This is a genomic window from Peribacillus sp. P4_B1, assembly GCF_056402395.1.
The window spans coordinates 56,315-82,080 of record NZ_JBFUHM010000009.1 but is presented as its reverse complement, the minus strand read 5'-3'; the positions used below and the strand labels follow the sequence as shown (position 1 = coordinate 82,080).

Annotated in this window: 29 protein-coding genes; 11 read left to right on the top strand and 18 right to left on the bottom strand. The window is 41.9% G+C overall.

What is annotated here, in order from left to right; translation table 11 throughout:
- Positions 1 to 144: 144 nt before the first annotated feature.
- Both cls and uvsE read left to right on the top strand, forming a co-directional pair.
- Complete coding sequence (gene cls, locus AC1DVK_RS07395; RefSeq protein WP_284469180.1) at positions 145 to 1,347, top strand: cardiolipin synthase; 1,203 nt, start codon at positions 145 to 147, stop codon at positions 1,345 to 1,347.
- 27 nt (positions 1,348 to 1,374) lie between these two features.
- Positions 1,375 to 2,328, top strand: a complete 954-nt coding sequence (gene uvsE / locus AC1DVK_RS07390; protein WP_477626157.1) for a UV DNA damage repair endonuclease UvsE — start codon at positions 1,375 to 1,377, stop codon at positions 2,326 to 2,328.
- 48 nt (positions 2,329 to 2,376) lie between these two features.
- Here the strand turns inward: uvsE and argS are convergent, their stop codons facing one another.
- From argS to speE, 4 genes are all read right to left on the bottom strand, one after another.
- Complete coding sequence (gene argS / locus AC1DVK_RS07385) at positions 2,377 to 4,047, bottom strand: arginine--tRNA ligase (RefSeq protein ID WP_477626156.1); 1,671 nt, start codon at positions 4,045 to 4,047, stop codon at positions 2,377 to 2,379.
- A gap of 3 nt (positions 4,048 to 4,050) precedes the next feature.
- Positions 4,051 to 4,491: a YwiB family protein gene (locus AC1DVK_RS07380; protein ID WP_061465763.1), complete on the bottom strand. Its 441-nt coding sequence runs from the start codon at positions 4,489 to 4,491 to the stop codon at positions 4,051 to 4,053.
- 277 nt (positions 4,492 to 4,768) lie between these two features.
- A complete protein-coding gene (gene speB / locus AC1DVK_RS07375) occupies positions 4,769 to 5,647 on the bottom strand; it encodes an agmatinase (protein WP_061465765.1) in 879 nt (292 codons plus the stop codon).
- A gap of 13 nt (positions 5,648 to 5,660) precedes the next feature.
- A complete protein-coding gene (gene speE / locus AC1DVK_RS07370; RefSeq protein ID WP_061465766.1) occupies positions 5,661 to 6,488 on the bottom strand; it encodes a spermidine synthase in 828 nt (275 codons plus the stop codon).
- Between the two features lie 207 nt (positions 6,489 to 6,695).
- On the opposite strand from speE, the gene AC1DVK_RS07365 reads away from it, so the two are divergent.
- Positions 6,696 to 8,765 carry a transglycosylase domain-containing protein gene (locus tag AC1DVK_RS07365; RefSeq protein WP_410860633.1) on the top strand — a complete coding sequence of 690 codons (2,070 nt, stop codon included), beginning with the start codon at positions 6,696 to 6,698 and terminating at the stop codon, positions 8,763 to 8,765.
- Positions 8,766 to 8,913: 148 nt separating this feature from the next.
- On the opposite strand, the gene AC1DVK_RS07360 is transcribed toward AC1DVK_RS07365, so the two are convergent.
- Both AC1DVK_RS07360 and AC1DVK_RS07355 read right to left on the bottom strand, forming a co-directional pair.
- On the bottom strand, positions 8,914 to 9,423 hold the full coding sequence (locus AC1DVK_RS07360; protein ID WP_089362042.1) for a YwhD family protein: 510 nt from the start codon (positions 9,421 to 9,423) through the stop codon (positions 8,914 to 8,916).
- A gap of 38 nt (positions 9,424 to 9,461) precedes the next feature.
- The gene (locus AC1DVK_RS07355; protein ID WP_410860691.1) at positions 9,462 to 10,118 is read right to left on the bottom strand and encodes a site-2 protease family protein; all 657 of its coding nucleotides are present in this window, start codon (positions 10,116 to 10,118) and stop codon (positions 9,462 to 9,464) included.
- A gap of 146 nt (positions 10,119 to 10,264) precedes the next feature.
- On the opposite strand from AC1DVK_RS07355, the gene AC1DVK_RS07350 reads away from it, so the two are divergent.
- Positions 10,265 to 10,450 (top strand): 2-hydroxymuconate tautomerase, encoded by a 186-nt coding sequence (locus AC1DVK_RS07350; RefSeq protein ID WP_477626155.1) that lies wholly within the window; start codon positions 10,265 to 10,267, stop codon positions 10,448 to 10,450.
- Positions 10,451 to 10,478: 28 nt separating this feature from the next.
- Here AC1DVK_RS07350 and AC1DVK_RS07345 read toward each other — a convergent pair whose 3' ends face one another.
- The 3 genes from AC1DVK_RS07345 to AC1DVK_RS07335 all read right to left on the bottom strand — a co-directional run bounded on the left by AC1DVK_RS07345 (position 10,479) and on the right by AC1DVK_RS07335 (position 12,786).
- Complete coding sequence (locus tag AC1DVK_RS07345) at positions 10,479 to 10,988, bottom strand: YwgA family protein (protein WP_061465774.1); 510 nt, start codon at positions 10,986 to 10,988, stop codon at positions 10,479 to 10,481.
- 32 nt (positions 10,989 to 11,020) lie between these two features.
- Positions 11,021 to 12,328: an HD domain-containing protein gene (locus tag AC1DVK_RS07340; protein ID WP_061465776.1), complete on the bottom strand. Its 1,308-nt coding sequence runs from the start codon at positions 12,326 to 12,328 to the stop codon at positions 11,021 to 11,023.
- Positions 12,329 to 12,564: 236 nt separating this feature from the next.
- Complete coding sequence (locus tag AC1DVK_RS07335) at positions 12,565 to 12,786, bottom strand: YuzB family protein (RefSeq protein WP_048683566.1); 222 nt, start codon at positions 12,784 to 12,786, stop codon at positions 12,565 to 12,567.
- A 291-nt stretch (positions 12,787 to 13,077) separates the two neighbouring features.
- Between AC1DVK_RS07335 and AC1DVK_RS07330 the strand changes: the two genes are divergently transcribed.
- On the top strand, positions 13,078 to 13,824 hold the full coding sequence (locus tag AC1DVK_RS07330) for an RsfA family transcriptional regulator (protein ID WP_061465778.1): 747 nt from the start codon (positions 13,078 to 13,080) through the stop codon (positions 13,822 to 13,824).
- Between the two features lie 256 nt (positions 13,825 to 14,080).
- On the opposite strand, the gene lipL is transcribed toward AC1DVK_RS07330, so the two are convergent.
- Together lipL and pta are read right to left on the bottom strand one after the other, a co-directional pair.
- Positions 14,081 to 14,929 carry an octanoyl-[GcvH]:protein N-octanoyltransferase gene (lipL, locus tag AC1DVK_RS07325; protein ID WP_410860636.1) on the bottom strand — a complete coding sequence of 283 codons (849 nt, stop codon included), beginning with the start codon at positions 14,927 to 14,929 and terminating at the stop codon, positions 14,081 to 14,083.
- A gap of 34 nt (positions 14,930 to 14,963) precedes the next feature.
- Complete coding sequence (pta, locus tag AC1DVK_RS07320; protein ID WP_089362112.1) at positions 14,964 to 15,950, bottom strand: phosphate acetyltransferase; 987 nt, start codon at positions 15,948 to 15,950, stop codon at positions 14,964 to 14,966.
- 256 nt (positions 15,951 to 16,206) lie between these two features.
- Here pta and hemQ point away from each other — a divergent pair, with 256 nt between their 5' ends.
- Positions 16,207 to 16,956 carry a hydrogen peroxide-dependent heme synthase gene (gene hemQ / locus AC1DVK_RS07315; RefSeq protein WP_061465782.1) on the top strand — a complete coding sequence of 250 codons (750 nt, stop codon included), beginning with the start codon at positions 16,207 to 16,209 and terminating at the stop codon, positions 16,954 to 16,956.
- A 423-nt stretch (positions 16,957 to 17,379) separates the two neighbouring features.
- Complete coding sequence (gerQ, locus tag AC1DVK_RS07310; protein ID WP_477626154.1) at positions 17,380 to 17,883, top strand: spore coat protein GerQ; 504 nt, start codon at positions 17,380 to 17,382, stop codon at positions 17,881 to 17,883.
- 122 nt (positions 17,884 to 18,005) lie between these two features.
- Here the strand turns inward: gerQ and AC1DVK_RS07305 are convergent, their stop codons facing one another.
- The 3 genes from AC1DVK_RS07305 to AC1DVK_RS07295 form a co-directional block, all read right to left on the bottom strand.
- Complete coding sequence (locus tag AC1DVK_RS07305; RefSeq protein WP_061466320.1) at positions 18,006 to 18,374, bottom strand: DUF423 domain-containing protein; 369 nt, start codon at positions 18,372 to 18,374, stop codon at positions 18,006 to 18,008.
- A 26-nt stretch (positions 18,375 to 18,400) separates the two neighbouring features.
- Complete coding sequence (locus tag AC1DVK_RS07300) at positions 18,401 to 18,742, bottom strand: YwdI family protein (RefSeq protein ID WP_477626153.1); 342 nt, start codon at positions 18,740 to 18,742, stop codon at positions 18,401 to 18,403.
- 192 nt (positions 18,743 to 18,934) lie between these two features.
- Positions 18,935 to 19,615 (bottom strand): uracil-DNA glycosylase, encoded by a 681-nt coding sequence (locus AC1DVK_RS07295; protein WP_089362047.1) that lies wholly within the window; start codon positions 19,613 to 19,615, stop codon positions 18,935 to 18,937.
- Between the two features lie 152 nt (positions 19,616 to 19,767).
- Here AC1DVK_RS07295 and AC1DVK_RS07290 point away from each other — a divergent pair, with 152 nt between their 5' ends.
- On the top strand, positions 19,768 to 21,201 hold the full coding sequence (locus AC1DVK_RS07290; protein ID WP_477626152.1) for a phospholipase D family protein: 1,434 nt from the start codon (positions 19,768 to 19,770) through the stop codon (positions 21,199 to 21,201).
- A 139-nt stretch (positions 21,202 to 21,340) separates the two neighbouring features.
- Positions 21,341 to 21,688: a YflT domain-containing protein gene (locus AC1DVK_RS07285; protein WP_061465792.1), complete on the top strand. Its 348-nt coding sequence runs from the start codon at positions 21,341 to 21,343 to the stop codon at positions 21,686 to 21,688.
- Positions 21,689 to 21,762: 74 nt separating this feature from the next.
- Here AC1DVK_RS07285 and AC1DVK_RS07280 read toward each other — a convergent pair whose 3' ends face one another.
- From AC1DVK_RS07280 to mobA, 4 genes are read right to left on the bottom strand one after another with little or no spacing between them, the layout of a single operon-like run.
- Positions 21,763 to 22,782 (bottom strand): MoeB/ThiF family adenylyltransferase, encoded by a 1,020-nt coding sequence (locus AC1DVK_RS07280; RefSeq protein WP_061465795.1) that lies wholly within the window; start codon positions 22,780 to 22,782, stop codon positions 21,763 to 21,765.
- Positions 22,783 to 22,806: 24 nt separating this feature from the next.
- Positions 22,807 to 23,040 carry a molybdopterin converting factor subunit 1 gene (gene moaD / locus AC1DVK_RS07275; RefSeq protein ID WP_061465797.1) on the bottom strand — a complete coding sequence of 78 codons (234 nt, stop codon included), beginning with the start codon at positions 23,038 to 23,040 and terminating at the stop codon, positions 22,807 to 22,809.
- The gene (locus AC1DVK_RS07270) at positions 23,033 to 23,497 is read right to left on the bottom strand and encodes a molybdenum cofactor biosynthesis protein MoaE (RefSeq protein WP_061465799.1); all 465 of its coding nucleotides are present in this window, start codon (positions 23,495 to 23,497) and stop codon (positions 23,033 to 23,035) included. Before AC1DVK_RS07270 ends, moaD begins: the two co-directional genes overlap by 8 nt.
- Positions 23,487 to 24,122, bottom strand: a complete 636-nt coding sequence (gene mobA, locus AC1DVK_RS07265; protein WP_477626151.1) for a molybdenum cofactor guanylyltransferase — start codon at positions 24,120 to 24,122, stop codon at positions 23,487 to 23,489. Before mobA ends, AC1DVK_RS07270 begins: the two co-directional genes overlap by 11 nt.
- A gap of 323 nt (positions 24,123 to 24,445) precedes the next feature.
- On the opposite strand from mobA, the gene pdxK reads away from it, so the two are divergent.
- Together pdxK and AC1DVK_RS07255 are read left to right on the top strand one after the other, a co-directional pair.
- On the top strand, positions 24,446 to 25,273 hold the full coding sequence (gene pdxK / locus AC1DVK_RS07260) for a pyridoxine/pyridoxal/pyridoxamine kinase (RefSeq protein ID WP_176431819.1): 828 nt from the start codon (positions 24,446 to 24,448) through the stop codon (positions 25,271 to 25,273).
- Between the two features lie 122 nt (positions 25,274 to 25,395).
- Positions 25,396 to 25,743 (top strand): YojF family protein, encoded by a 348-nt coding sequence (locus AC1DVK_RS07255; protein WP_061465802.1) that lies wholly within the window; start codon positions 25,396 to 25,398, stop codon positions 25,741 to 25,743.
- Positions 25,744 to 25,766 lie beyond the last annotated feature (23 nt).

The following is a 25,766-nucleotide window of genomic DNA, read 5'->3' as shown; positions in this document are numbered from 1 at the left end:
TACACCTTATTGTATAGTTCGACAATTCCGTTAATTTCCCCTTCTGTATTCTAAAAAAAATTGAGGTTCCTTTCCCCGCTTTTTAATGGTTACTAACAGGGAATTTGAGCCAAACTAAATGAAATCATTTAGGGGGGATTTTTTTTGAAGATTATCACTACGATTGCCTCTATATTTTTATTGATCTTCACTTGGTGCTGGGTTGATCTTAAGTTAGGGCATAAGCGTTATATGAAGCAGGCAACCAACATTAAATATCCGCCTCGGAACAGTGACATGACTATATTCACATCAGGAAAAATCCTGTTTGATGATTTTATGAAAGAAGTCAAGCGAGCTCAGCATTCCATCCATATCCTTTTTTATATTGTGAAAAATGATAAATTCAGCAAGGATTTTTTGAAGTTACTGCAATCAAAAGCGGAAGAGGGCGTGGAAGTGCGACTTTTAGTAGATTGGGTTGGAAGTAAAAAGATTTCCCGCAAAACCATTCAGGAGCTAACTAAAAGCGGGGTTCATTTTTCTTTTAGCTTTAAACCGAAACTTCCTTTCCTTTTCTATACAATACAAAAAAGAAATCACCGAAAAATTACTGTGATAGACGGCAAAATCGGCTATCTTGGGGGCTTTAATATCGGTAAGGAGTATATTAACCAAGGGGAAAAGCTCAACCCTTGGAGGGATTATCACTTGAAAATGACCGGGGAGGGGGTAAGGGACCTGCAGGAAGTCTTCCTCTCGGATTGGTTCTATGATACAAACGAGGATCACAGGGGAACACCTGCCTATTTCCCGACATTGACTCCCGGGTCGCAGGTACATCAGGTTTTTGTCACGAATGGAAGTGATCTTGAACAGTCTTTAGCACGCATGATTCAGCAAGCCAATAATAAAATCATCATCGGGACTCCATACTTCATTCCCAGTGAAACTCTATTTCAAGAATTAAGGGAGGCCCTTGCACGCAATGTTTCCGTAACGGTCATCGTACCTGAAAAATCAGACCATGCCCTTGTCAAAGAAGCATCCTTTCCCTACTTCCGGGTACTATTAAAAGATGGGGCTGAAATCATGCAATTCCAAAGAGGGTTCTACCATTCTAAAGTGATACTTATTGATGATACAATCTGTGATATCGGTACGGCTAATTTTGATAAACGCAGCCTTTTTTTAAATAGTGAAATCAATTGTCTGGTATTTGACCGGGCATTTATAGCAGATGCAGAAAAGGAATTGGCGGTGGACCTAGCTGAATCCAAGCCATTAAGCAGTGACGCGCTTTCCTCCATGAATGTTGTCCGATCAGCAAAAGAATCGCTGGCCTCCGTCCTTTCTCCTTTTCTTTGAAATCCCGCTGTTCAAGGAGAAAATATAATGAAAATAAGATTTGGATTTGTATCCAACGCAACCTGTTTATGGGAAGCTTCTCCAGCTAAGACACTTACTTTTAAACGATATAGCACACTTGGCACGGAAAAAGGGATGGAAAAACTGCTGAGTGTGACTAGGCAGAACATTGAAAATACCTTAAGGGTCCTTCAATATAACACGGCCCACCAAATAGAAATATACCGGATGTCCAGTTCAATTGTTCCTTTAGCCACGCATCCCGAAATAGAATGGGATTTCGTCACTCCTTTTAGAAGAGAGTGGAAACAGCTTGGAGATTGGGTTTCTGAACATAAGATGAGGATTAGCTTCCATCCCAATCAGTTTACGCTGTTTACCAGCCCTAAACCCGAGATTACACAAAATGCCGTAAAAGATATGGAGTTCCATTATAAAATGCTTGATGCAATGGGCATTGCAGACTCTTCTTTTATCAATATCCATGTCGGCGGAGCCTATGGTGACAAAGATTCTGCCATAGTAAGGGTTCATGACAATCTTAAATCGCTTCCTATCCACGTCAAGGAAAGAATGACCTTGGAGAATGATGATAAAACCTATACAGCATCAGAAACCCTGAGGGTATGTAAGAAGGAAGGCATTCCACTTGTCTTTGATTACCACCACCATCTCGCAAACCTTTCAACTGAGCCTCTTAACGAGCTGCTCACCGAGGTGTTCACCACTTGGAGTCAGGCAGGGGCGGTACCAAAGATTCATATTTCATCCCCGAAATCGGCAGGTGAATTTCGCTCGCATGCTGATTATATCGATTTGGAATTCATCATGCCCCTTTTTAAAGTGCTTAAGGGACTTGGACAAGACGTGGATTTCATGATTGAAGCCAAGATGAAGGACCGGGCGATGTTGCAGCTGATTGAAGATATAGCTAAGGTACGTGGTGTAAAAAGGGTATGCGGCGGTGCCATCGAGTGTTAATCAAATTAAAAAAAGCGTCTGTTTCGTTAGAAACAGACGCTTTTTCCTTTACATTTTTTCCGGCGCCGAAACCCCGATTATAGCTAATGCATTCTTTAAAGTAATTTGGACGGATTTGACCAGTCCTAGACGTGCCTTACTTCTTTCCATCTTTTCAACATCCAAAACCTTATCGGCATTGTAGAAACTGTGGAATGTAGAAGCCAAGTCGAATATATAATTCGTCATGCGGTGAGGCATACGTTTTTCGGCAGCTTCCGCTATTGCCTGCGGGAACTCACCTAATTTCTTCAGAAGCTCCACTTCTTTTTCAGTAGAAAGGGCCGAGAAATCAGTGACCCCTTCATAGCTGATCCCTTGTTCCACACCTTGGCGTAAAATGCTGGAAATACGGGCGTGAGCATATTGCGCATAATAAACCGGATTATCATTGGATTGTGATACCGCAAGATCCAAATCGAAGTCCATATGAGTATCCGCACTTCTCATTGCAAAGAAATAACGTGTTGCATCCAGACCCACTTCATCAATAAGATCACGCATCGTGACGGCTTTACCTGTACGCTTACTCATCTTCATTTTCTCGCCGTCTTTATACAGGTGAACAAGCTGGATGATTTCTACTTCAAGCTGCTCGCGTTTGTATCCTAATGCTTCAATCGCTGCCTTCATACGCGGTATATAGCCATGGTGGTCCGCACCCCAGATATTGATCAACGTTTCAAAGCCGCGCTCCAGTTTATTACGGTGATAGGCAATATCCGGTGTCAGATATGTGTAGGACCCATCCTGTTTAATAAGCACGCGGTCTTTATCATCGCCTAATTCTGTAGAGCGGAACCATGTAGCCCCATCTTCCTCGTAGACATGGCCTCTTTCCCTCAACACTTTGAGTGCTTCATCAATCTTACCGTCTTGATATAGGGAAGTTTCGGAATACCATACATCAAATCCGACACGGAAATTCCCCAAGTCTGTTTTCAGTTTTTCCATTTCATATTTCAAGCCGTATTCTCGGAAAAATTCAAAACGCTCTTTTTCATCGGCATTTACAAATTTATCGCTATATTCACTGGCTAGCGTTTTACCGATGCCAATGATATCTTCGCCATGATAACCACCCTCAGGCATATCCTTTTCGAGGCCAAGTGCTTGGAAATAGCGTGCTTCGATGGAAAAGGCCAAATTATTGATTTGGTTTCCTGCATCATTGATGTAATATTCACGTGAAACATCATAGCCTGCTTTAGACAGGATATTACATAACGTATCACCCACTGCTGCACCGCGGGCATGGCCGAGATGGAGATCACCGGTCGGATTCGCTGAAACGAACTCCACTTGGATTTTTTCGCCTTTTCCAAAGTCACTTTCCCCATATGCTCCATCCACTTTCAAAATGACTGGAATCAATTCTGTCAAATAAGAATTATTCATGTAGAAGTTTATGAATCCTGGACCAGCAATTTCAATTTTTTCGATGGATGCTTTTGAATTGTCAAAGTTTTCGATGATTGCTTCCGCTATCATTTTTGGTGCTTTCTTTGCAATCTTCGTTAATTGCATGGCCATATTCGTGGAATAATCTCCGTGTGTTTTATCTCTTGGAAGTTCCAATACAACGTTTGGAATCTGCTCTTCCGTTGCTAAACCAGCTTTAATGACTGCCGCTTTAATTTCTTCTTTCAGTTTTTCCTGTACCTCTTTTACTATATTCATGTGCTATGCTTCCTCCTTATAGGAAATCGTCATCTCATATTGACCGGGTTCGCTTCCCTGCATATGTAACGTATATTTAAGGACAAGTTTCCCTTGTTTGGACTGCTCATCCCATTGATGATGAATTTTTTTCGCGGTCGTCCGTAACCCTAACCTGCCGTATATACTTTCATAATGTCCATTTGTCGCTTCCTGCAAGCGGAAAAGCTGCCTCATTTTAATGGCACCATTTCTAAGCAGGATCGTTTCATCCGTTTTGTGCTTGATGGTCGTTTGTGTTTGACCGGCTTCATTTTCCTCTTTATATTGCAAATATAAGTCTGAACCTTTATACATTTTTGTACCAAAAGTGACCAGCTCATACGTTTCCGTCTCTGAGCCGTGCTTGATTTTTGTCTGTAAAGTCACTTTAATAGTATGCTTATCTATATCATGAAGAGTCAAAGCTACACTTCCTTCATCATGTCGTTCTTAACTTTATAAGTATAAATATTCTTCAAGGAAGTTTCAACTTGGAGCGGGAAAATAAAGTGTAAATCCAATAAAGTGAGGATAAACTTGCGAAATCATATTGTAGCAATTCATTTGATTTTAACGCAAGAATGACTCATTGGGGCGGAATTATTAAAAAAGAGTCCATCAGGTGTAAAATTCTTTTCCGGATTGGATGAAAAAAAGACCATCCCCGCTAAAAAACAGGAACAGTCAAGTCTTCCATCCATTAACCTTTTTGTACCCAACCTAAAAGCATTTCGCGAATCAGCTTGCTCGCCGTGTTCGCCGTTTGCTCGGATGGATCATAAATCGGTGCCACTTCAACTAAATCGCAGCCGACTACATTAATTTCAGAACGGGCTATCTCATGAATCGAAGCTAAAAGCTCTTTTGAAGTGATGCCCCCACAATCTACGGTGCCTGTTCCTGGCGCATGTGCAGGATCTAGAACATCGATGTCGATCGTCACATATACAGGACGACCTGCCAACTGCGGCAGTACTTCTTTCAGAGGTTCAAGAACTTCAAATTTAGAGATGTGCATGCCGTTTTCTTTTGCCCATTGGAATTCTTCCTTCAAACCGGAACGAATGCCGAAAGAGTATACATTTTTCGGACCGATAAGTTCCGCAGATTTACGGATGATGGATGCATGGGAAAGCGGCTCGCCCTCATAGTCCTCACGTAAGTCTGTATGGGCATCCATATGGATGATGGCCATATCGGGATACTTTTTGTACATGGCTTTAATGACAGGCCATGTGACAAGGTGTTCCCCTCCCATCCCCATTGGGAACTTACCTGCATCCAACACGCTGTCGACAAATTTTTCAATCATATCGATGCTGCGCTGCGGATTACCGAATGGTAATGGAATATCCCCTGCATCAAAGAATTTAACTTCCTCTAATTCACGATCTAAATACGGGCTGTACTCTTCCAAACCAATCGAAACTTCACGAATCCGGGTAGGGCCAAAGCGAGAGCCCGGACGGAAACTTACCGTCCAGTCCATCGGCATACCGTATAGCACAGCTTCAGATTCCTCAAAAACGGGATGGCTTTTAATGAATACATTGCCTGAATAGGCTTCATCGAATTTCATTGTCATGCCCCCCTTATTTCACTAAGTCTTGAACGAATTTAGGCAGGACGAAAGCTGCTTTATGAAGTTCTTTTGTATAATATTTCGTTTCGATTTCATGGAAACGGTCTTCTGTCACTTCTAATGGATTATATTTTTTTGATCCGATGGTGAACGCCCAAAGGCCGCTTGGATACGTCGGGATATTCGCTAAATAAAGGCTAGTGATTGGGAATATTTCTTTCACATCACGTTGTACATCACGAATTAAGTCTGCCTTAAACCAAGGATTATCTGATTGTGCCACAAAAATCCCATCTTCTTTCAAAGCTTTGGAAATCCCGGCATAAAAACCTTTAGTGAATAAATTGACAGCAGGTCCAACAGGTTCAGTCGAGTCGACCATTATCACGTCATATTCATTTTCACTTTTGGCGATGTGCATGAAGCCATCCCCCACTTGTACGTCTACACGCGGATCTTCAAGCATGCCTGCTATTTCAGGCAAGAATATCTTTGAGTATTCGATAACTTTCCCATCGATATCAACCAATGTAGCTTTTTTTACGCTTGGGTGTTTAAGGATTTCACGGATAACTCCTCCGTCCCCTCCTCCTACAACCAAAACGTTTTCTGGATTAGGATGAGTAAATAAAGGAACATGGGCTACCATCTCATGGTAAACGAATTCATCGCGCTGTGAAGTCATTACCATGTCATCCAACAATAGCATATTGCCCCACTCTTCCGTTTCAATCATATCCAGCTTTTGAAACTCAGTTTGCTCCGTATGTAAAGTACGATTCACTTTCATCGTAATACCAAAATTCTCTGTTTGTTTTTCAGTAAACCAAATGCTCATTTATTAACGCTCCTTTTCCATTTCATATTGTCAGTCACCTAATAGGTTCCCCAAAATCGTTATAGTCATTAGCTAGAAAAATTATAGACGAATCTAGCAGAATTGCAAGATAAATTTCATAAATGCAGTTCTTATGTTTAAAAATTTCTTTTTTTTCCATAATAGTAATAGATAATAGATTCTTTTCTGATAAGAGAGGTGAAAGCAATGGAATTGATTCCAAGCGAACGATTCAAAAGGACAACTAAATATGTTCGGGCCTTCATTATCCTTGCCACAATCGGGCTCACGATACTCTTTGTATTGCTTCTCTCTTTACTGATTTATGCAAAAATATTAGGTCCGCCTCCTTTGGTCGTGCCGCAGTCCACTCTTTACTATAGTGATAATGGAAATGTGATCGGCGAAACCGATAATGGCCAGAAACGTTATTGGGCCGGGCTGGGTTCGATTTCACCACAGCTCATCAAAGCGACTGTCGCTGTTGAGGACCGTCAATTTTACACACATAATGGATTTGATATAAAACGGATCGGCGGTGCCATCCTTGCGGATATTAAGGCAATGTCCAAAGTCCAGGGCGCAAGCACCATTACCCAGCAGTATGCCAGGAACCTGTTTCTTGGTCATGACAAAACGTGGTCGCGTAAATTTAATGAAGCCTTTTATACGGTACGTTTAGAAATGAATTACTCAAAAAAGGATATTCTAGAAGGTTATTTAAATACGATTTACTATGGCCATGGTGCATATGGGGCCCAAGCTGCAAGTCAATATTACTTTGGCAAGGATGCCAAGGATTTGACCCTTCCTGAAGCGAGCATGCTGGCAGGAATACCAAAAGGGCCGTCAAATTATTCTCCATTGGATAATTTTGAAAAAGCGAAATCAAGGCAGAGAGTTGTCCTTCAAGCCATGAAAAACAAAAACTACATTTCAGAACAAAATATCGCAGAAGCGTTGCGAACATCCCTTGCATTAAAGGGTGAGCACGGAACGGTTACAAATAAAACCGCCCCCTATTTCCAGGATGCAGTCAAGCAGGCTTTAAAATCTCAGCTTCATTTAGATGACCGGATGATCGAGCTGGGCGGGCTTAAGGTCTATACAACACTGGATGAAACCCAGCAGGATGCTGCCGAAAAAGTTCTCTCCAATATCATACCCAAGTCTTCAGGGATCCAAGCCTCGATAGTGGCAATGGATCCGGACACCGGGGAGGTCCGTGCACTGGTCGGCGGTAAAGATTACGCGGAGTCGCCATTCAACCGAGCTACACAGGCCGTTCGCCAGCCCGGTTCCACCATTAAGCCATTGCTATACTATTCAGCGTTGGAGAACGGTTTCACACCGTCTACCACCTTAAAAAGCGAGACCACTACATTTTCTTTCGATGATGGTCACTCATCTTACACACCGCATAATTACAACCATCAATATGCGGAAGGCGAAATCACGATGGCCCAGGCCATAGCTCTTTCCGATAATATCTTCGCCGTAAAAACGCACTTGTTCCTTGGGGAACAGACATTGGTCGATACGGCGCATCGTTTCGGCATCACAGCGAAAATGGATGCAGTTCCGTCCTTGGCACTCGGTACGTCAGGTGTAAGGGCGATTGAAATGGTGAACGCATACAGCATTCTGGCTAACGGTGGCAAGAAAGTTGAACCCGTGTTTATCAAAAAGGTTGAAAATCAAAAAGGTGAAGTGATTTTTGATGAAAATAAGAAACCAGAACAGATTTTGGATGAGGATAAGGCATTTGTCATGACTCAAATGCTTACAGGGGTTTTCGATGAAACCTTAAATGGCTATACGAAAGTGACTGGCAGCACCATCAACTCCCAGCTGACCCGCCCATATGCCGGTAAATCAGGTTCCACCCCGACGGATAGTTGGATGATCGGTTACACACCGGAGCTTGTAGCTGGAGTATGGACTGGGTATGATCAAGGGAAAAAGATCGAGATCCCCGCTGAAAAAAGCTATGCTAAGAAAATCTGGGCTTCCTATATGGAAAAGGGCCTACAGGGGAAACCGGCAAAATCATTTAAGGAAACGAAAAACGTAATCGGGGTAAACGTGAATCCCGCAAGCGGAAAATTGGCAACAAAGGATTGTCCTGTCTCAAGACTGACTTATTATGTTAAAGGAACTGAACCTGTCGAATACTGTGCCGAGCACTTTAAGGGTAAGGGTCCGAAACATGCCCCAAAAGAAGAAGAGCAAAAAAAGTCCCCGTGGTATAAAAAAGTCTTAAAACCATGGGGATAACGAAAAACCCCGAAGCCGGTAGCGGCTTCGGGGTTTTTCTGTCCTAGTTCCACAGTGTCTAAACTGCTGTCTTTAAGTTTACTGATTTTATCCGTTTCCTACAAGTGCATTTTTCACTAAACTTAACATTTCATCCATTAAATCAAATTCAAACCGTCAATGACTCCTTGAGCTTTGCTGAAGAGCGCTCCCACATTCCTGCATCATGGTTTTTCAGGAAGTCTGCAAGTATACGTTTTGATTTATCGTCCATGTCCTCGACGATGATATGCCGTTTAAGCGATTTATCCATCCGGTTAACATGCTCCGGAAGGGATTTGTAACCGCGTCTAATTGACCGGTCGACCATCATTTCACACGCTGTCACACCTGCATAGTGCGGACCATTTTGGGTGGCTTCAATGGTCACCCAAACAAGCCAGTACGGTTTGGCATTCGGGACCTCCTCTTTAGTCTTTAAAAACTTAATCCCTTTTTCCACTGCACTCCTTGCATGCATCGCGCCGATATCGACCTCGGCTTCACCTGCATCCACATCGATGATGACCGGGGAGATATTATCGAGCGTCAAAACCCCTGCTCCATATCCGCCATGACCTTCTGTAGGGTCGTTTTTTATAATATTGAAGCCTACCTTTTTCTTTGGTTGTTCTTCCATGTTTGTATCCCCCTTTATCGTTTGTCATTCCATATAATTTAAAAAAGCAAAAGTGTAAAGAACTGATTCAAGGCTCCGCCTACAAATGGCACAACATTGTTCAAAATCGGGCTAATCGTATACCGGCTTAGCGGTGTGATGATCAGAATCAAAAAAATCAGGGAGCCATATTGTTCATACTGGGTCATTTTTGCCCGCAAATCAGCTGAAACAAGATCCTGTACGATCCTATAACCATCGAGCGGCGGCAGCGGTATCAGATTAAATACAAACAAAAGGATATTTAAGTTGATGAGCATCTCGAAGAATGGCTGAATGAAAAACGGTAAATCAGGTCCAACGCCTGCCGCCAGTAACCCGTAAAAAATTAAATACCCTAAAATTGCAACAAGCAAATTACTGAACGGGCCGGCAAAAGAGACGAGCACTCCTGCCAATTTTGGATTCTTGAAATGAAAACGATTAACCGGTACAGGCCTAGCCCAACCAAATCCAGCTATTAATATCAACAATGTTCCGATCGGATCCAAATGAGAAATCGGATTCAATGTGACTCTTCCTTCATTTTTAGCTGTCGGATCACCGAACTTATAGGCTACATAAGCATGTGAAAATTCATGAACCGTAAATGCGATCAACAGTGACACAATGACATATGGAAGGTCTTCCAACCTATAAGCTAAAAATCTTTCTATTTGGTCCAATAGCTTCTCCCCCAATATTTATTACCGTTAGTATACATCAAAAGAGCAAGAAGTGAAAAAACTCTGACTTCCACATCTTGCAATTACTTTTCCATTGTGAAACACTACAAGATAAGAGAGGAAGGGGGGAATGAGAGATGCCATATGTAACAGTCAAAATGCTTGAAGGCCGTACAGACGAACAAAAAAAGGCTTTAGTCGCAAAGGTGACGGCAGCCGTTACGGAAACAACTGGAGCACCAGCTGAAGCCGTGACGATTTTCATTGAAGAAATGTCAAAAAATCATTTAGCAGTAGCCGGTGTCCGTAAAAGCGATCAATAAGATTTACATAATGGTAAAAGCTAAGCCATCAATTCGGCTTAGCTTTTGTTTTTAACTGCTCAATATATTCATATGCCCCATCAATTTCTTCAAGCGTATATTTTTGTTTGCTTTTCAGCGTGAAAATTTTCTCGGTTACTTCCTCTTTTTCTAGCGTGTCAAAGTATAACACCGTTGAAACCAGCTCCAAAAACCGGGCATTCTGTTCGTTCATATCGAGTAAGCATCCCTCAAGTGCCGGCATCTCCACTTCCTGTATGGATAGGAAATCCTGGCCGGCATCCGTTATCGAATAACAATATTGATAATAGCCTGCTTTTTTTTCCCTTACTTCATTCAAATAACCCATTTCGCAGAGCTCTTCAATCCGTAAGGTCAACTCCTCCGAATACGGTCCATAAAAGTGAAACTGAAACTTTTCATGAAATGGGAAGGACAGCTTCTTCGCAATATAAACGATTTTTTGTAATTTTTTTCGACCCGAGATTTCACCGGCAGTAGAAATTGCATTGATAATGTTTGCATGATCCTTAAACAAGGCTCGTCACTCCTCACCAAAAATGTACCACTTTAATCCGATAGCTCCAAAAGCTTACGAATTTGTTTTTTTATATTTTTCTTCGTAGATTCATCACGCAATAAATCTGCTGGATAGTACAACTTATGATCCGTTCTTCTTTTCCCTGAAATTGCATCGACAATTTCGGATTCACGTGATAATTCACGAATTTCGCCGTTATTTTTCAGCAAGTGAATCGGCAGCCTCTCCTCTTCCTCACCTGGCCGGTAAAAATCATACGGCAGATCTGATGAAGAATCGACGACAAGATAATAATCCGGATCGATGCCTGCCTTCTTGAAAAGCGTCCTTAATTCCATCAACCTGTTCATCTGACTGTTCGATGGATGGAATTCCACATATTTAAATAGTTTACGGTTAACGAAGCGAGTGCATAAATCTTTTAAAATCGCATCGTTTTCCTCTTCCCATGCTTCGAAATAATAGAGCATCACCGCTTCATCCATTTTCAAATAGTCCGTTAAAGTCACTTCTCCCTTGAACAATGAATAAAAATGGTTCGGTTCTTGGGCAAACTCATAACCGGATTCATATAAATGTTTCGCTCTATGTAGGATCTTGGTAAGTATGACCTCCGCACTTCTCGTAACTGGATGGAAATAAACCTGCCAATACATTTGGTAGCGACTCATGATATAATCCTCAACCGCATGCATCCCGCTTTGTTTGATGACGGCATGTTCTTCCCTTGGCCTCATTACACGCAAAAGCCTTTCCATATCGAAATGTCCATAACTCACGCCAGTGAAGTAGGCATCACGCTGTAAATAATCCATTCTATCAGCATCGATCTGACTTGAAATCAGGCTGACTACTAATTTGCCTTTATAGGTTTTCGCAATGACTTCTGCCACTTTTTTAGGAAAATCACGCCCAACTCTAAGGAGGATCTTATTCACTTCCGTATCGCCGAGGATTATCTGCTGCGTGAATTGCTCATGATCCAGGTCAAACACCTTTTCAAAAGAATGAGAGAAAGGACCATGACCTAAATCATGCAGAAGGGCTGCGCACAAGGATAGTAACCGTTCCTCAGGTTTCCATTCCGGTCTTCCCTCAAAAACATCATCCACGATTCTCCGGACAATCTCATATACTCCAAGCGAATGGCTAAGCCGGCTATGTTCCGCACCATGAAAGGTTAAATAAGTCGTTCCCAGCTGTTTGATCCTTCGAAGCCGCTGGAATTCCTTCGTCCCTATTAAATCCCATATAACCCGGTCACGAACATGTATATATCGGTGCACAGGGTCCTTGAATACTTTTTCTTCTTGTAATTTTTCGGCGGAATATTCCATGAACTACCCTCTTTTTCATAATCTCGATGCACACATTATAGCGTGTTTTGACAAAAAAACCTAACTTCCACCTTGCTAGTAAGAGGGGTCATTTTGTAAGAAAACGGAAGTTTCAGTCTGGTTTTGTTTCGAAAATAAGGAAATAAAAAATCACCGCAGTGTGTTGAATCTGGGTGATGATTACTTGTTCCATTTATCAAAAGCAAATAATCCACTCTACCTATATATCATGGATCCTACTTTAGTTTTTTATTGATTTTATCTAGTAACTCGTCTTCTGTCGGTGCAGCAACTGGACGGTTATTGACAAAGGCAAAAGACTTCTTTCTGCCAGGACCGCAATAGGATTGACAGCCCACTTCGATTTTCGCGTCGGGATCAAGCTTTTCAAGACGGGGGATTAATGTTTTAATGTTTACCGCCAAGCAGTCATCGCACACTCTGAATTCATTGGACATCCTCCGGTCACCATCCTTTCCATGACAAACTATGTTTCATTCCATTTATATAACTAAAGGGTATTTTACCGTTTCTACTTATGAATATCAAGAGGGCTGGATGATGTGAAAAAGAAGGGGCCGCCGCTAGCAAATGATGTAATTCATCAAAAAACTAGTATCCTTTTAACCTTTTTGTATAAAAAATCCAGATTTTGTCCAAAATGCTAGTAGAGCACTCCATTAATCCTGCTACACGATATTTTATATAGTTGTTTATTTTAAAAGTTACCAGAAAGGGAGTATGTAGAAATGAAGGTTCGTCAAGATGCCTGGACAGAAGAAGATGATTTGCTTTTGGCAGAAACGGTATTGCGCCATGTGCGGGAAGGCAGCACTCAGCTGAATGCTTTTGAAGAGGTAGGGGATAAGTTGAATCGCACCTCTGCCGCATGCGGATTCCGCTGGAATGCTGTTGTCCGCCATAATTATGACAAAGCGCTATCCCTTGCCAAGAAACAGCGTAAGCAGCGGCAAAGGATTCTTGGAAAAGATCAAGGAGGGAAAAAACGGCTTCTTTATACTCCGCCGTCCCCTACGATTTCTGACATAATGGTACCTCATGAACAAGAAGTGGAACTAGAGTTGGAATCCGAAGTCGATACTACCAATTATGAAGCAGCAGAAGAATTCGTTGTGGCTGAAGCACTCCCCCCTAAACCACAGCACACTCCTGTGACTTTGGAAAAGGCCATGAACCTTGATACCGTCATCGCCTATTTGGAATCTATGAACGGCCGTATGCTTCAAGCCGAAGTATTAAAAACCGAAAATGAAAGATTGAAGCTTGAAATCAAAGGGCTGAAAAAGCGAAACGAAGATTTGGAGAATAAAATCAGCCACCTTGAACAAAACAGCGGCTTGATGCAGGAAGATTATGAAACTTTAATGAATATCATGAATCGGGCAAGGAAGCTGGTCTTGTTAGAGGAAGAGGAACGTCCGGCAACTAAGTTCAAGATGGACCGGAATGGCAATTTGGAAAAAATGGCTGAGTAATAAGATAATGTGGGGTTCAGTTACATAGATCAACCACATGCTAATGGCCGAATCACCAAAGTTCATCCGAAAGAAGGAGCCTAAACAAGGCTCTTTTTTTCATGGTTCCAAGAAAAAGGAATAAAATCGTCTAAAAACGCTCGTTGATTATATCTCTGCTACCTATCATACATTCCCCTTCACAGTTTCAGTGAATGCTAAAGTCGTATTAAATGCAAAAAGCCGTTCCTGACTTACTGGAACGGCTTTTTGCAAATCAAACATTTAATGAATCGAATACCTTATCGTTTCGTTCTACCACTCTTTTCAAATATGCCTCATACAACGGCCATTCTTCAACAGAAAGAGTGTCAGAGAATATCCTTCCGCTATGTGCCTTCAATACATGAAGGAATCTGAGCATCACGTCCTGAACGCTCAATTGCACCCCCAACAATTCTGAAAGGGACGCCATTACCGAAGGGTCGATATCAGGATAGGCGAATTTCGTTTCTGCATTTCCTTTAGCTGCATCATAAAAACCCTTCACGAGACTTGCACGTTCAGCCCCGCTTCCATTGACACACAAATAGATTTGAACAGCTACGCCATTGCGAATCCTGCGTTGGGATATACCGGCAAACTTTTGCCCATTTATACTTAAATCATAACTTCCAGGACAATATGAGCCGACGATTTCCCTTGCCTCCATATTGACTTGGAAATCGGAAAACATCAATTGGACAAGCTCCCACATTGCATCATATCCACGATTGATTTCAATTTTCTGATCGTTTTCAGGAAAGATGAGCGAAAAGTTAAGGACCCCTTCATCCAACACGACTGCGAGCCCTCCAGAATTCCGTACGATGGCCTGATAATCCTGCTCTTCTAAATGTTCCAAACCCTTTTTAAGAAAAGGCAGCTTCGTATCCTGTATACCCATTACGATGGTTTGATGGTGTACCCACGCTCTGGCCACTGCCGCTGATTTACCTGAACCTACGGAAGTGCAAAATGTATCATCCATTGCAAAGGACTCCAGAGCAGGAAACTGAGGTCCAACGGAAGATTGATCAATAACCCGCCACTCTTGCTGCATTAATAATGAATCTGTTTCACTCATATGAATCTCCCTCTACATTTAATCCTCATGCTGCCTATTGATACTGCGCCACAAACCCTTGTACCGCTGTAATGACAGCCAGTTTATATACATCCTCTTCACTGCATCCCCTCGAAAGGTCATTTACAGGACGGTTCAGCCCCTGAAGGATCGGACCGACCGCTTCGAAGCCACCCAAGCGCTGTACCATCTTATAGCTAATATTCCCTGCTTCGAGACTTGGGAAAATAAAAACATTCGCATCCCCCTGAATAAGAGAATCCGGTGCTTTCTTTCTTGCTACCGAAGGAACGAATGCCGCGTCAAACTGAAATTCCCCATCCAGAATGATTTGAGCATCCATTTCTTTTGCTAATTCGACAGCATCTGCGACTTTTAGGGTCTCGGGGGATATTGCCGACCCTTTCGTAGAAAAGCTCAGCATCGCCACACGCGGTTCGATATCGAACATTAGTGCAGTCTTCGCACTTTCTATAGCAATTTCAGCCAGGTCCTGAGAATTAGGGTTTATATTAATCGCACAATCCGCGAACACATATTTTTCTTCGTTCCGGACCATGATGAATACGCCCGATGTTTTATTGACGCCTGGCTTTGTTTTGATGATCTTTAGGGCAGGACGTACCGTATCGGCAGTCGAATGCGTTGCACCACTCACCATTCCATGTGCCAGTTTCATTTGGACGAGCATGGTTCCAAAATAGTTCTCATCCTTTAAGATTTCCCGTGCTTGTACATCAGTAGCTTTACCGTCACGGACCTTCACGAACGCTTCAACCATTTCATCCATCATGATATAATTCTTCGGATCATATATTTCGATTGCATCAAGGGAGATTTTTAAATCTTTCGCCTTCTCTTGAATCAACCCGATATCCCCGATCAATACTGGTGTCACTAGTTTCGCTTTGGCAAGCCTGCCTGCCGCTCCCAAAATCCGTTCATCCAATCCTTCTGGAAAAACGATCTTTAAATTATGCCCCATAACTTTCGATTCCAATATTTCAAATAAATCACTCACTGGCTCATCCTCCTTTTCAGATACGTTTCCCCTGTTTTCCCTATATTTAACCATTCGGTAAACTTCTAGTCGTCTACTTTTAAGAATACTCTAGCAGCCAGGTAAATTCCAGCCACTTTGGTCCCTCCCAATCCGCAAATTTGAAAATTGTTTGAACACCGAAAAACAGTGATGGTGTTTGCGGGTTGATATAAATTTCCTTATACTGAAACTATGGTATATTTAAAGTTATTAAAAGACTTAGGAGTGAATCGAAATGAGTGAAGCAGCACAAACACTGGACGGCTGGTATTGTTTACATGATTTCCGTTTGATCGACTGGACTTCTTGGAAAACGTTATCAAGTGACGAACGCCAATTAGCTATTTCAGAATTCCAAGGTTTACTGGATAAATGGAATATGACACAAAGTGACAATGAAGGCAGCCATGCCCTATATTCCATCGTTGGTCAGAAAGCGGACTTCATGCTTATGTTTGCCCGCCCGACCATGGAAGAATTGAATGCAATTGAAAACGAATTCAACAAAACGAAGCTAGCCGAATATACAATTCCCGCTTATTCATACGTTTCCGTCGTGGAATTAAGCAATTACTTAGCAGGTGGAGATGGTGAGGACCCTTATCAGAACCCTCATGTTCGTTCTAGACTTTATCCGATACTTCCAAAAGCGAAACATGTATGCTTCTATCCGATGGACAAGCGTCGTGATGGAGATGACAACTGGTATATGCTTTCCATGGAAGAACGCAAAGGCTTAATGCGTTCACACGGCTTGATTGGCCGCAGTTATGCCGGCAAAGTAAAACAGATCATTTCCGGTTCTGTCGGTTTTGACGATTATGAATGGGGCGTTACACTATTCGCAGATGATGTCCTTCAATTTAAAAAATTGATCTATGAAATGCGTTTTGATGAAGTGAGTGCACGTTACGCTGCATTTGGTTCTTTCTTTGTAGGCAATATCCTGCCGGAAGAAAACGTTACTTCTTTCTTATACGTATAAGGCGATGGGCTTCCGGTTTCCGGAAGCTTTTTTTCTTTTTGCGTCCCCTCCCTTTTATTTTTCCCCGGCTTTGGAATAAATCCACTGCACATCCCATACATTTTCAATAGTGATGAATTTATTTTTTTTACAGTCCATTCAGCATCAGGATAATTGACCAAGGCAATTCCTGACTCCAGCGAGGTGAAGGAACGTTACTTCTATTCATTAGCCGACAAGAGGATATGACCTGAATCATGAACGCAACCGTTAAGTATCACTTAAAATTCATTGTGGTTTTTAAAGCCACCCGGGGATTGTCCAGAAGAGCCGTAAACAAATACAATACTACCGGTCGCTATAAATCGCACTGTTTCTCCCAGTCTACATTCTCGGATTGTCCAAATTCCACAAAATCCAATAAACCTTTTAGGAGGGAATGCAATGTCACAAAATAACCCTTATGGTAATTACCCGTACGGTGGAAACCCCTATTACCCCTATGAAAACAATGAGTTTGACCAGCGGCAGCAGCAGGCTCCTTACCAGCAACAAGCATACCAACAGCCATCATACCAGCCACAACTGCCCACTAAGGCAGGTACTCCACAACAAGTGCCCATGCCGATGAATCCAGCCACTTCCGGACCACAGGTACCTGGCATGCTTCCAGTCGAAGCATCGTACATCGAGAACATATTGCGTTTGAATAAAGGGAAATTAGTCACTGTTTATACCACGTTTGAAAACAACAAGGAATGGAATGCAAAGATCTTCAAAGGAATCATCGAGGCTGCAGGGCGCGATCATTTGATCATTAGCGACCCTCAAACAGGAAAACGATTCTTAATCCCGATGGTATACTTAGATTATATAACCTTCGATGAAGAAATCGAATATGAGTATCCATTTGGAGGCGCTGGGCTTGCCACCTATTCGCCAAGGTGAAGAAAATTTCTATAAAGAAGAGCCTCAGAATCTATTTGATTCTGAGGCTCTTCTTTATTGGGATGACCTTTTTTCCAAAATGGAGTCTTAAAAGGCTGACCTAAGAAGGTCAGCTGCCTTCATTACAAGTATTTATATGCAGCAATGGCCATTAGGACCCAAGCAACCAAGAATGAGACACCGCCAAGTGGAGTGATGGCCCCCAGGACTTTGATTTGCGTAACGCTTAGAACGAATAGGCTTCCGGAAAACAGGATGATTCCTATTAGCATAAGCCAGCCGGACCAGTTGATTAGCGGACTTGAAATCTTCCCAGCCAATAAACCGAGCACTAATAAACCCACAGCATGGAACATTTGATATTGAACTGCCGTTTTCCATATTTCTAAATATTTATCAGGAATCTTCCCTTCCAGTCCATGTGCACCGAATGCACCTAGTGCTACAGCAATAAACGCATTCAATGCACCTAAAATGATGAACAGTTTCACTATTATTTCGCCTTCCCTTCCCTAATTTAAAAATCGAACAAGGACTCCCCATTTGCCTCATCCATTTTAACCGGTTCTACATTCGATGTAGCCGACATAACGGGTTGGGTCAATGTGATTGGGTTAGGGTTTGGAATGCTGATGTTCCCAGCTTTTTCATCTACCATTACCTCGCAAAGGGATTTAATGGCGATTACATACCCCTGTACCTTATCCTCTGAATTTACCTGTTTCGCTTTCAAAACAAGCTCTTCGATTTTATTTAACATTTGTCTTGATGAAATATCCAACTTTACCACCTCGTCTATATACAGGTCAAAACTTTCATAACTAGCATAGCAAAAATCAGAGAAGAAAACACCTTGCATATTCCCTACTTTTTAATTGGCTTGGATTGAAATTTCAAGCATGGCTGTCCTGAAGAACGAAAGACATCAAGGGAGGGCAGGTTTGGTGTTTTGAATTGAAAAGCACGGCAGCCCTTCGGAAAATTGGGATCCCAAGTTATATAGAAATGACTGCACGCCATACAATTAACCCGTTCCGTTTTCTCGCCCCAATCATCGCTTCGAGATTTTCCAATCAATTGGGGATTCCCCCATTTCCATCAGCAATTGATTTGTTTTGGAAAAAGGTTTGCTGCCAAAGAAACCACGGGAGGCCGACAATGGACTCGGATGGACGGACTTAATGATTTTATGACGGGTTTCATCAATCAAGGGGATTTTAGTTTGGGCAGGTTTCCCCCACAAGATGAATACAACGGGTTTCGGACGGTCATTCAATAGGCGAATAACTTGATTCGTAAAGGTTTCCCACCCTTTTCCGCGGTGTGAGTGAGCCTCTCCCTCGCGGACAGTCAAGATGGTATTCAATAGTAGCACTCCCTTGTCCGCCCATTCAACAAGGTAACCATTATCAGGAACTTCATGTCCTAGATCAGTGTGTAACTCTTTAAAGATATTTCTTAAAGAAGGTGGGATGCGAACCTCCGGCTTAACTGAAAAACTAAGGCCATGTGCTTGATCCGGGCCATGATAAGGGTCCTGTCCAAGGATGACAACCTTTACGTCTTTATAAGAAGTATAGTGAAACGCATTGAAAATATCATCCTTATCCGGGTGAATGACTTGCTGACTGTACTCCTGCTTTATAAATCCCCTTAGCTCCTTGTAATATGTTTTTTTGAATTCCTCTTCCAATAGAGGCCACCAATCATTTGTTAATAATTGATTTTCCATTTGCCACAGCCCCTTTCCACTTTTTGAAACTATATTATATCAAACTTAATCGCTTTACCTTTTTCCATAGATTACGATTTATGTTTCTATATACCCCTAAAGTGGGAAATTAGATAGTTAGCAATCAATTTATTCATGTTGGAGGATTCCCTATGAAAAAATGGTACAAAAGAAAACGATTTTATCTGCTTGTCAGCATTGTGATCGTCATTACAGCCGTAATCAACTATAACAGCTACAAGCCTCTCCCTGATGGCATTTCTTATGAAGGGAAGGTTCATCATGTCGAGGATATTGATTTCATTTATGACCTTTCCTATCACGATGAGCAAGGGAATCTGCAACATGAGCAGCGAATTTTCCAAACCATATATCAAGCCATAGAAGACGCAGATTCTTTTGTCGTAATCGATATGTTTTTGTTTAATGCTTTTTATGATGAAAAGATAAACTTTCCAAAGTTAACCGAGAATCTGAAGGATAAACTGGTTGAACAGAAGAAAAAGAAACCTGACCTCCAGGTTATATTCATTACTGATGAGGTGAATACTTCCTATAATGCCTACCAGTTAGAGGCATTGGAAACGATGAAGAAAAATGGCATTGAGGTCATCGTTACCAACTTAGACCGGCTTCGGGATCCGAATCCTCTCTATTCAGGTGTATATCGGACCTTTTTCCAATGGTTCGGTGAAAGCGGGAAAGGATGGATTGTGAATCCAATGGCTAAAAGCGCACCAAAGGTCACCTTACGTTCTTATCTAAGACTGATGAACATTAAAGCCAATCACAGAAAAGTGGTCGCTACCGAAAAAACGGCCATCATTTCATCAGCCAATCCTCATGACGCGAGTGGATTCCATTCCAATATTGCATTTCAGATGGATGGGAATATCATCGGCGACTTTGTTAAAGCAGAAGAAGCCACTTCGAAATTTTCGGGTGGCCCAAAGTCATTTCCTGAATTAAAAGGGATATCTGCAGATAAAGGGCCAATATCGGTACAATTGCTAACGGAAGGAAAAATCAATAAACATGTCCTTAAGGCAATAAAGGATGTACAAAAAGGCGACAAGATCCATCTTGCCATGTTCTACATTGCCGATCGCGATGTTGTCGGGGCATTAACCGATGCAGCTAAACGGGGTGTGAAGATTCAAATGATATTGGATCCGAATCAAAACGCTTTCGGAAGTGAGAAAATCGGTCTTCCTAATCTTCCAGTTGCCGCTGAATTCGAAAAACTGGGGGATGAAAACATTTCGATCCGCTGGTACAAAACAGAGAAAGAACAGTTCCATACAAAGTTGATGATGATCCAAAAGGCTAATGAAACGATTATTCTTGGAGGATCGGCTAATTATACCTCACGCAATCTGGATGACTATAATCTTGAAGCAAATGTTGAAATCCACGCTCCAAATGATGCGGACGTTTCTTATGATGTCGATAACTATTTTCAAAGACTTTGGACAAATCAAAATGGAACATACACGGTAGATTACAGTGAATACCAAAAGAAACTACCTGTCTTCAAATACTTGACCTACCGTTTACAAAAGGTTTTCCGCTTCACCACTTATTAAATATATTTCGATATAAAATGTTTATACATGCCCAAATAAGGTTATATACTACTATAACCAATCAACAACTATGATAAAGCAAGATTCCATTTACCCATATCCAGGAGAATCTTACATTGAAATTCAAGGAGGAGTTTATATGTATCAAGTACATGTAGTAGAAAACGGTTTACAAGCAAAGGAAAAAATCGATGAATTAACTACATCAGGATATACGAAGGACGATGTATATTTGTTTGCCCATGATAAAACCCGTTCGAAGCACCTTACCGAGAATACAAATACAGAAGATGTAGGCATGAAGGAACAAGGCTTCCTTGATACCGTTGGAAATCTCTTTAAATCACGTGGAGACGAACTTCGTAATCGAATGAGCAACCTTGGTCTTAGCGATATGGAAGCAGAACGTTACGAGGAAGTGCTTGACGAAGGCAAAGTCGTCATCGTTGCTTCCAAACAAGATAATAAAGACGGTGTTACACACTAATACCCGATAACCACTACCCTATATGATTCATAAAAAGCGAGGCACCCTACCGGCAGCCTCGCTTTTTATATTCATTATCCCAGGATACTTTGGTATGTGGCCTTTGCATGGACCATATCCTTAGTTCCGTGAATCAACGCCCGGCCATCCTCGAAAATGACAATACGTTTCCCATCTTTTTCACAAGAGAGAAGAAATGGATTGAATTGCACCAAATAACCACTGCCGTTCAGATCTTTGGCTAATTTCTCGAGTTGCAGTTTCAAAGGTTTTGGCGGTCTGACCTGTACAGTATCCCTACCGCAAAGAACCGCAGTTTTCGTTGCGTTTTCCATAGTTAAAAAGGGATATGTCCTCTGATCTCCGCAAGAGAGACAATCTTTCTTTCTCGCTTTTGTTAATTTTACGGTTTGGTATTGATTCCTCCACAGATCAAAAGTAACAAGTGCAGGTCGAACCGATTCCCAATCTTCAACGAGGATTTTCAAAGCTTCAGCAGTTTGGTGTGCCACTACCATCGTTACAGCTGGTGATATGATTCCTCCTGTGTCACAGGTCATTCCTTGAATGGGGATAGCTTTAAGTAAACAGTGCAAACATGGCGTCTGTCCTGGAAGGATGGTCAAAGTCATGCCCACACTCCCCACACATGCCCCATAAATCCATGGTATCTGTAACTTTTGTGACAGATCATTAATAATCATCCGTGTCTCAAAATTATCGGTTGCATCCAATATCAAATCAACATCACCAAGCAGCTGTTCAAGGTTCTGGGCGGTCGCGTCCATAATGATGGCATTGACTTCGACTTCATGATTGATATCAAATAGATGGCGCTTTGCCGCTTCTGCTTTTGGCAGTTTCTCCTCGACATCCCGTTCCGTATACATTTGTTGACGCTGTAAATTACTGGTTTCGACATAATCCCTGTCGACAATGGTAAGCTTCCCTACTCCCGCACGAGTAAGGGCCTCTGCGTTAGCAGACCCCAATGCCCCCGCCCCTAGAAGTAAGACATGCTTCTTCAAAATTCTCGATTGGCCCCCTTCACCAATGGGGGAAAATAAAGTCTGTCTTGAATATCGCTCTTGCACTATGAACCCTCCCATCCGATTTGCTCAGCCTCCACTGACAGGTGGAATGAAAGCCACTGTATCTCCATCAGATAGAATCGTGTCATCGTCAGCAAATTCTTCATTGACCGCTGTCATCACGGTTTCAAGACCTTCCAATTGAAATTCCACCCTCATTTTGCCTTTAAGCTGGGCCACACTCATTCCATTTCCTTCTATAGAAAGAGTCTCTTTGCCTAACTCATCTTTCAATTGGGCAAATAAAAGTACATTAATCATTGATATCCACCTCTTCCGGTTTCCCTTTTGGATATGGAACTGTTTCCAACTGATTTCCGACCCATGTCTCCCCATCTTCCCAATGTTCCTTTTTCCATATAGGGACAATTTCTTTTATTCTTTCAATGGCATACCTGTTTGCCTCATATGCATCATTTCGATGTGGCGTACTAACGGCAATAACGACTGCGATATCCGTGATTTCAAGTTTTCCAACACGATGGGTGATTGCCGTTTCCGAATCTGGCCACCGCTCCTTAATTTCAGAACCGATTTGCTCTAATTTCTTAATGGCCATCGGTTCATATGCTTCGTAAATTAAGAAAAGAGTCTTTTTTCCTTTCGTCATTTCCCTCACTGTACCAATAAAGGTCGTGACGGCACCTGCATTCCGCTCTACTACTTTATCAATCACTTCCTGGATGACAATCGGCTCTTTTGAAATTTTATAATTCATGTCTACCATCCTTTATATATAATTCAGTTTGATCAATATACCCTGCCTCTTTATAATCTTCCCTCGTATTCATATTGAAAAAAAGGTGTTGAAGATGTTCAGGATTCTCGTGATATAACTTAAAGTCGGTTTCCTTCATGATTTTCACCGAAATTTTTTCCAAAAATAGACCCATTTTCAACTTGCGTTTTAATAAGCACTCCGTCAGTACAGGAAGACACCTTTTATGATAAACAGCAAAAAGCGGCTGGATCCTGCCATTTATTTCCGGAATGACAGCATCGAATTCAGGTTCATAATAGGAAATGATATCATTTATGGCAGCCGCATTCACAAAGGGCATATCACAGGCCGTAAGGAATTGAAGCTCCGTTTTCGCAGCGGTCATTCCTGCATGCAATCCGCCAAGAGGTCCTTGATCCTTATGTATATCCGGTATTAACGGAAATTGCAGAAAACGATAATCTTCAAAAGTATTGGTAATGACCAGAATGTTTTCTGACACCTTTTTCAATTCGGCTGCCACTCTTGAAATGTTCGTAACGCCGCCTATGGTCAACAGAGCTTTATTCACTCCCATACGACTTGATTTCCCACCAGCTAAAAGTAACATAGTCCATTCCAAACGAATCACCTCCCTATTTTGGGTTTAATCCCGCACCCAACGGTAAAGCTATAATACATGCATCCCCTAATGAAGCGTCCCTATATTTAAATATTTTAAATCAATTTTGAAAATAATGACACTTTCACATCTTTGCTTATATATCAAAAGTTTGGACAAAGCATATTTCCAAGGAGCAGACTAGGCCTTTCCATTTCCTTATTAAAGGACTCATATAGGGTGACAACTAAGTTTTACATAAAAGAAATTTTGGTATATTCTAAAAATAGGATACCTGGTATGCTGATAATATCGATATCTAATTCTCCTGAGGAGGTCACATAATGACTATGAAAAGAGCTATGACAGTTGCCGGATCGGATTCGAGCGGCGGAGCGGGTCTTCAAGCAGATTTAAAGACATTTCAAGAATTCGGCGTTTACGGTATGTCCGCTTTAACGACAATCGTGACGATGGATCCTAAGAATGGGTGGTCCCATAATGTATTCCCTACACCGGTTGAGGTTTTGGAAGCCCAAATCGAAACGATTTTATCAATCGGCATTGATGCCATGAAAACGGGAATGCTTGGATCAGTGGAAATCATTGAACTTGTTGCCCGTAAAATAGATGAGTTGAAACTGGACAAGGTCGTAATCGATCCAGTTATGGTATGTAAAGGTGAAGATGAAGTGCTGCACCCTGAAACAGCTGTAGCTTTGCGTGAACTTCTTGTTCCACGTGCAACAGTAGTTACGCCAAACCTGTTCGAGGCTGCCCAGTTAGCTGGGACAGCACCTATCAAGACGATCGATGATATGAAGGGTGCAGCTGAAAAGATTCATGCACTTGGTGCTAAATATGTCTTGATCAAAGGCGGTAATAAGCTGGGGAATGACAAAGCCATCGACCTTCTATATGATGGAAAAGAATTTGAGATCCTTGAATCCGAGAAAATTGAAACAACCAACACACATGGTGCCGGCTGTTCATCTTCAGCAGCTATTGCAGCTCAATTGGCTGAAGGGAAAAGTCCTCGTGAGGCTATCCACATTTCGAAGGACTTCATTACCGAAGCGGTTCGCCATTCTTGGAAGATGAATGACTATGTAGGACCTGTCAACCATGGTGCATACCATAAATATGGAATTGCTGAAAACACCCAAAAATAACATCAAGTTTAGTGGCCGCTCAAATTCATCGAGCGGCCTTTTTCGCTTTTTTTGTTTTTATTTAGTAAACTAGAAAGAAGGAAAAGCTTATCTAGCCGCCCAGTTAAGGAGGAAATTATAGAATGAAACCTATAGACCGTACAGAGGTGCAAAATGCTATTGATACTTTCGCCGGACAAGATGTATATCTTCACCTTGAAACGACAAATGGTGCCTATGCCACTCATGTAGATGAAGCTTTCTTTTCGGCAGGTGCTTATATTCGTAATGCATTAATACAGTATGAACACGGGAAGATAGTTGGGGATGGACCCTACCGCATCGGCTTAAAGCTCAATATTGGCTGGGTATATGCAGAAGGCGTTAACCACTTCGAAATGGATGAACAAGGTAGGTTGCTGTTGGCAGGACTTGATTTTTCCGGGAAGCTTGCTGTCTCCATGCAGCTCAGCCCTACTCCCTTTGAATGAGTACAACTTGCTTGATATTTTAA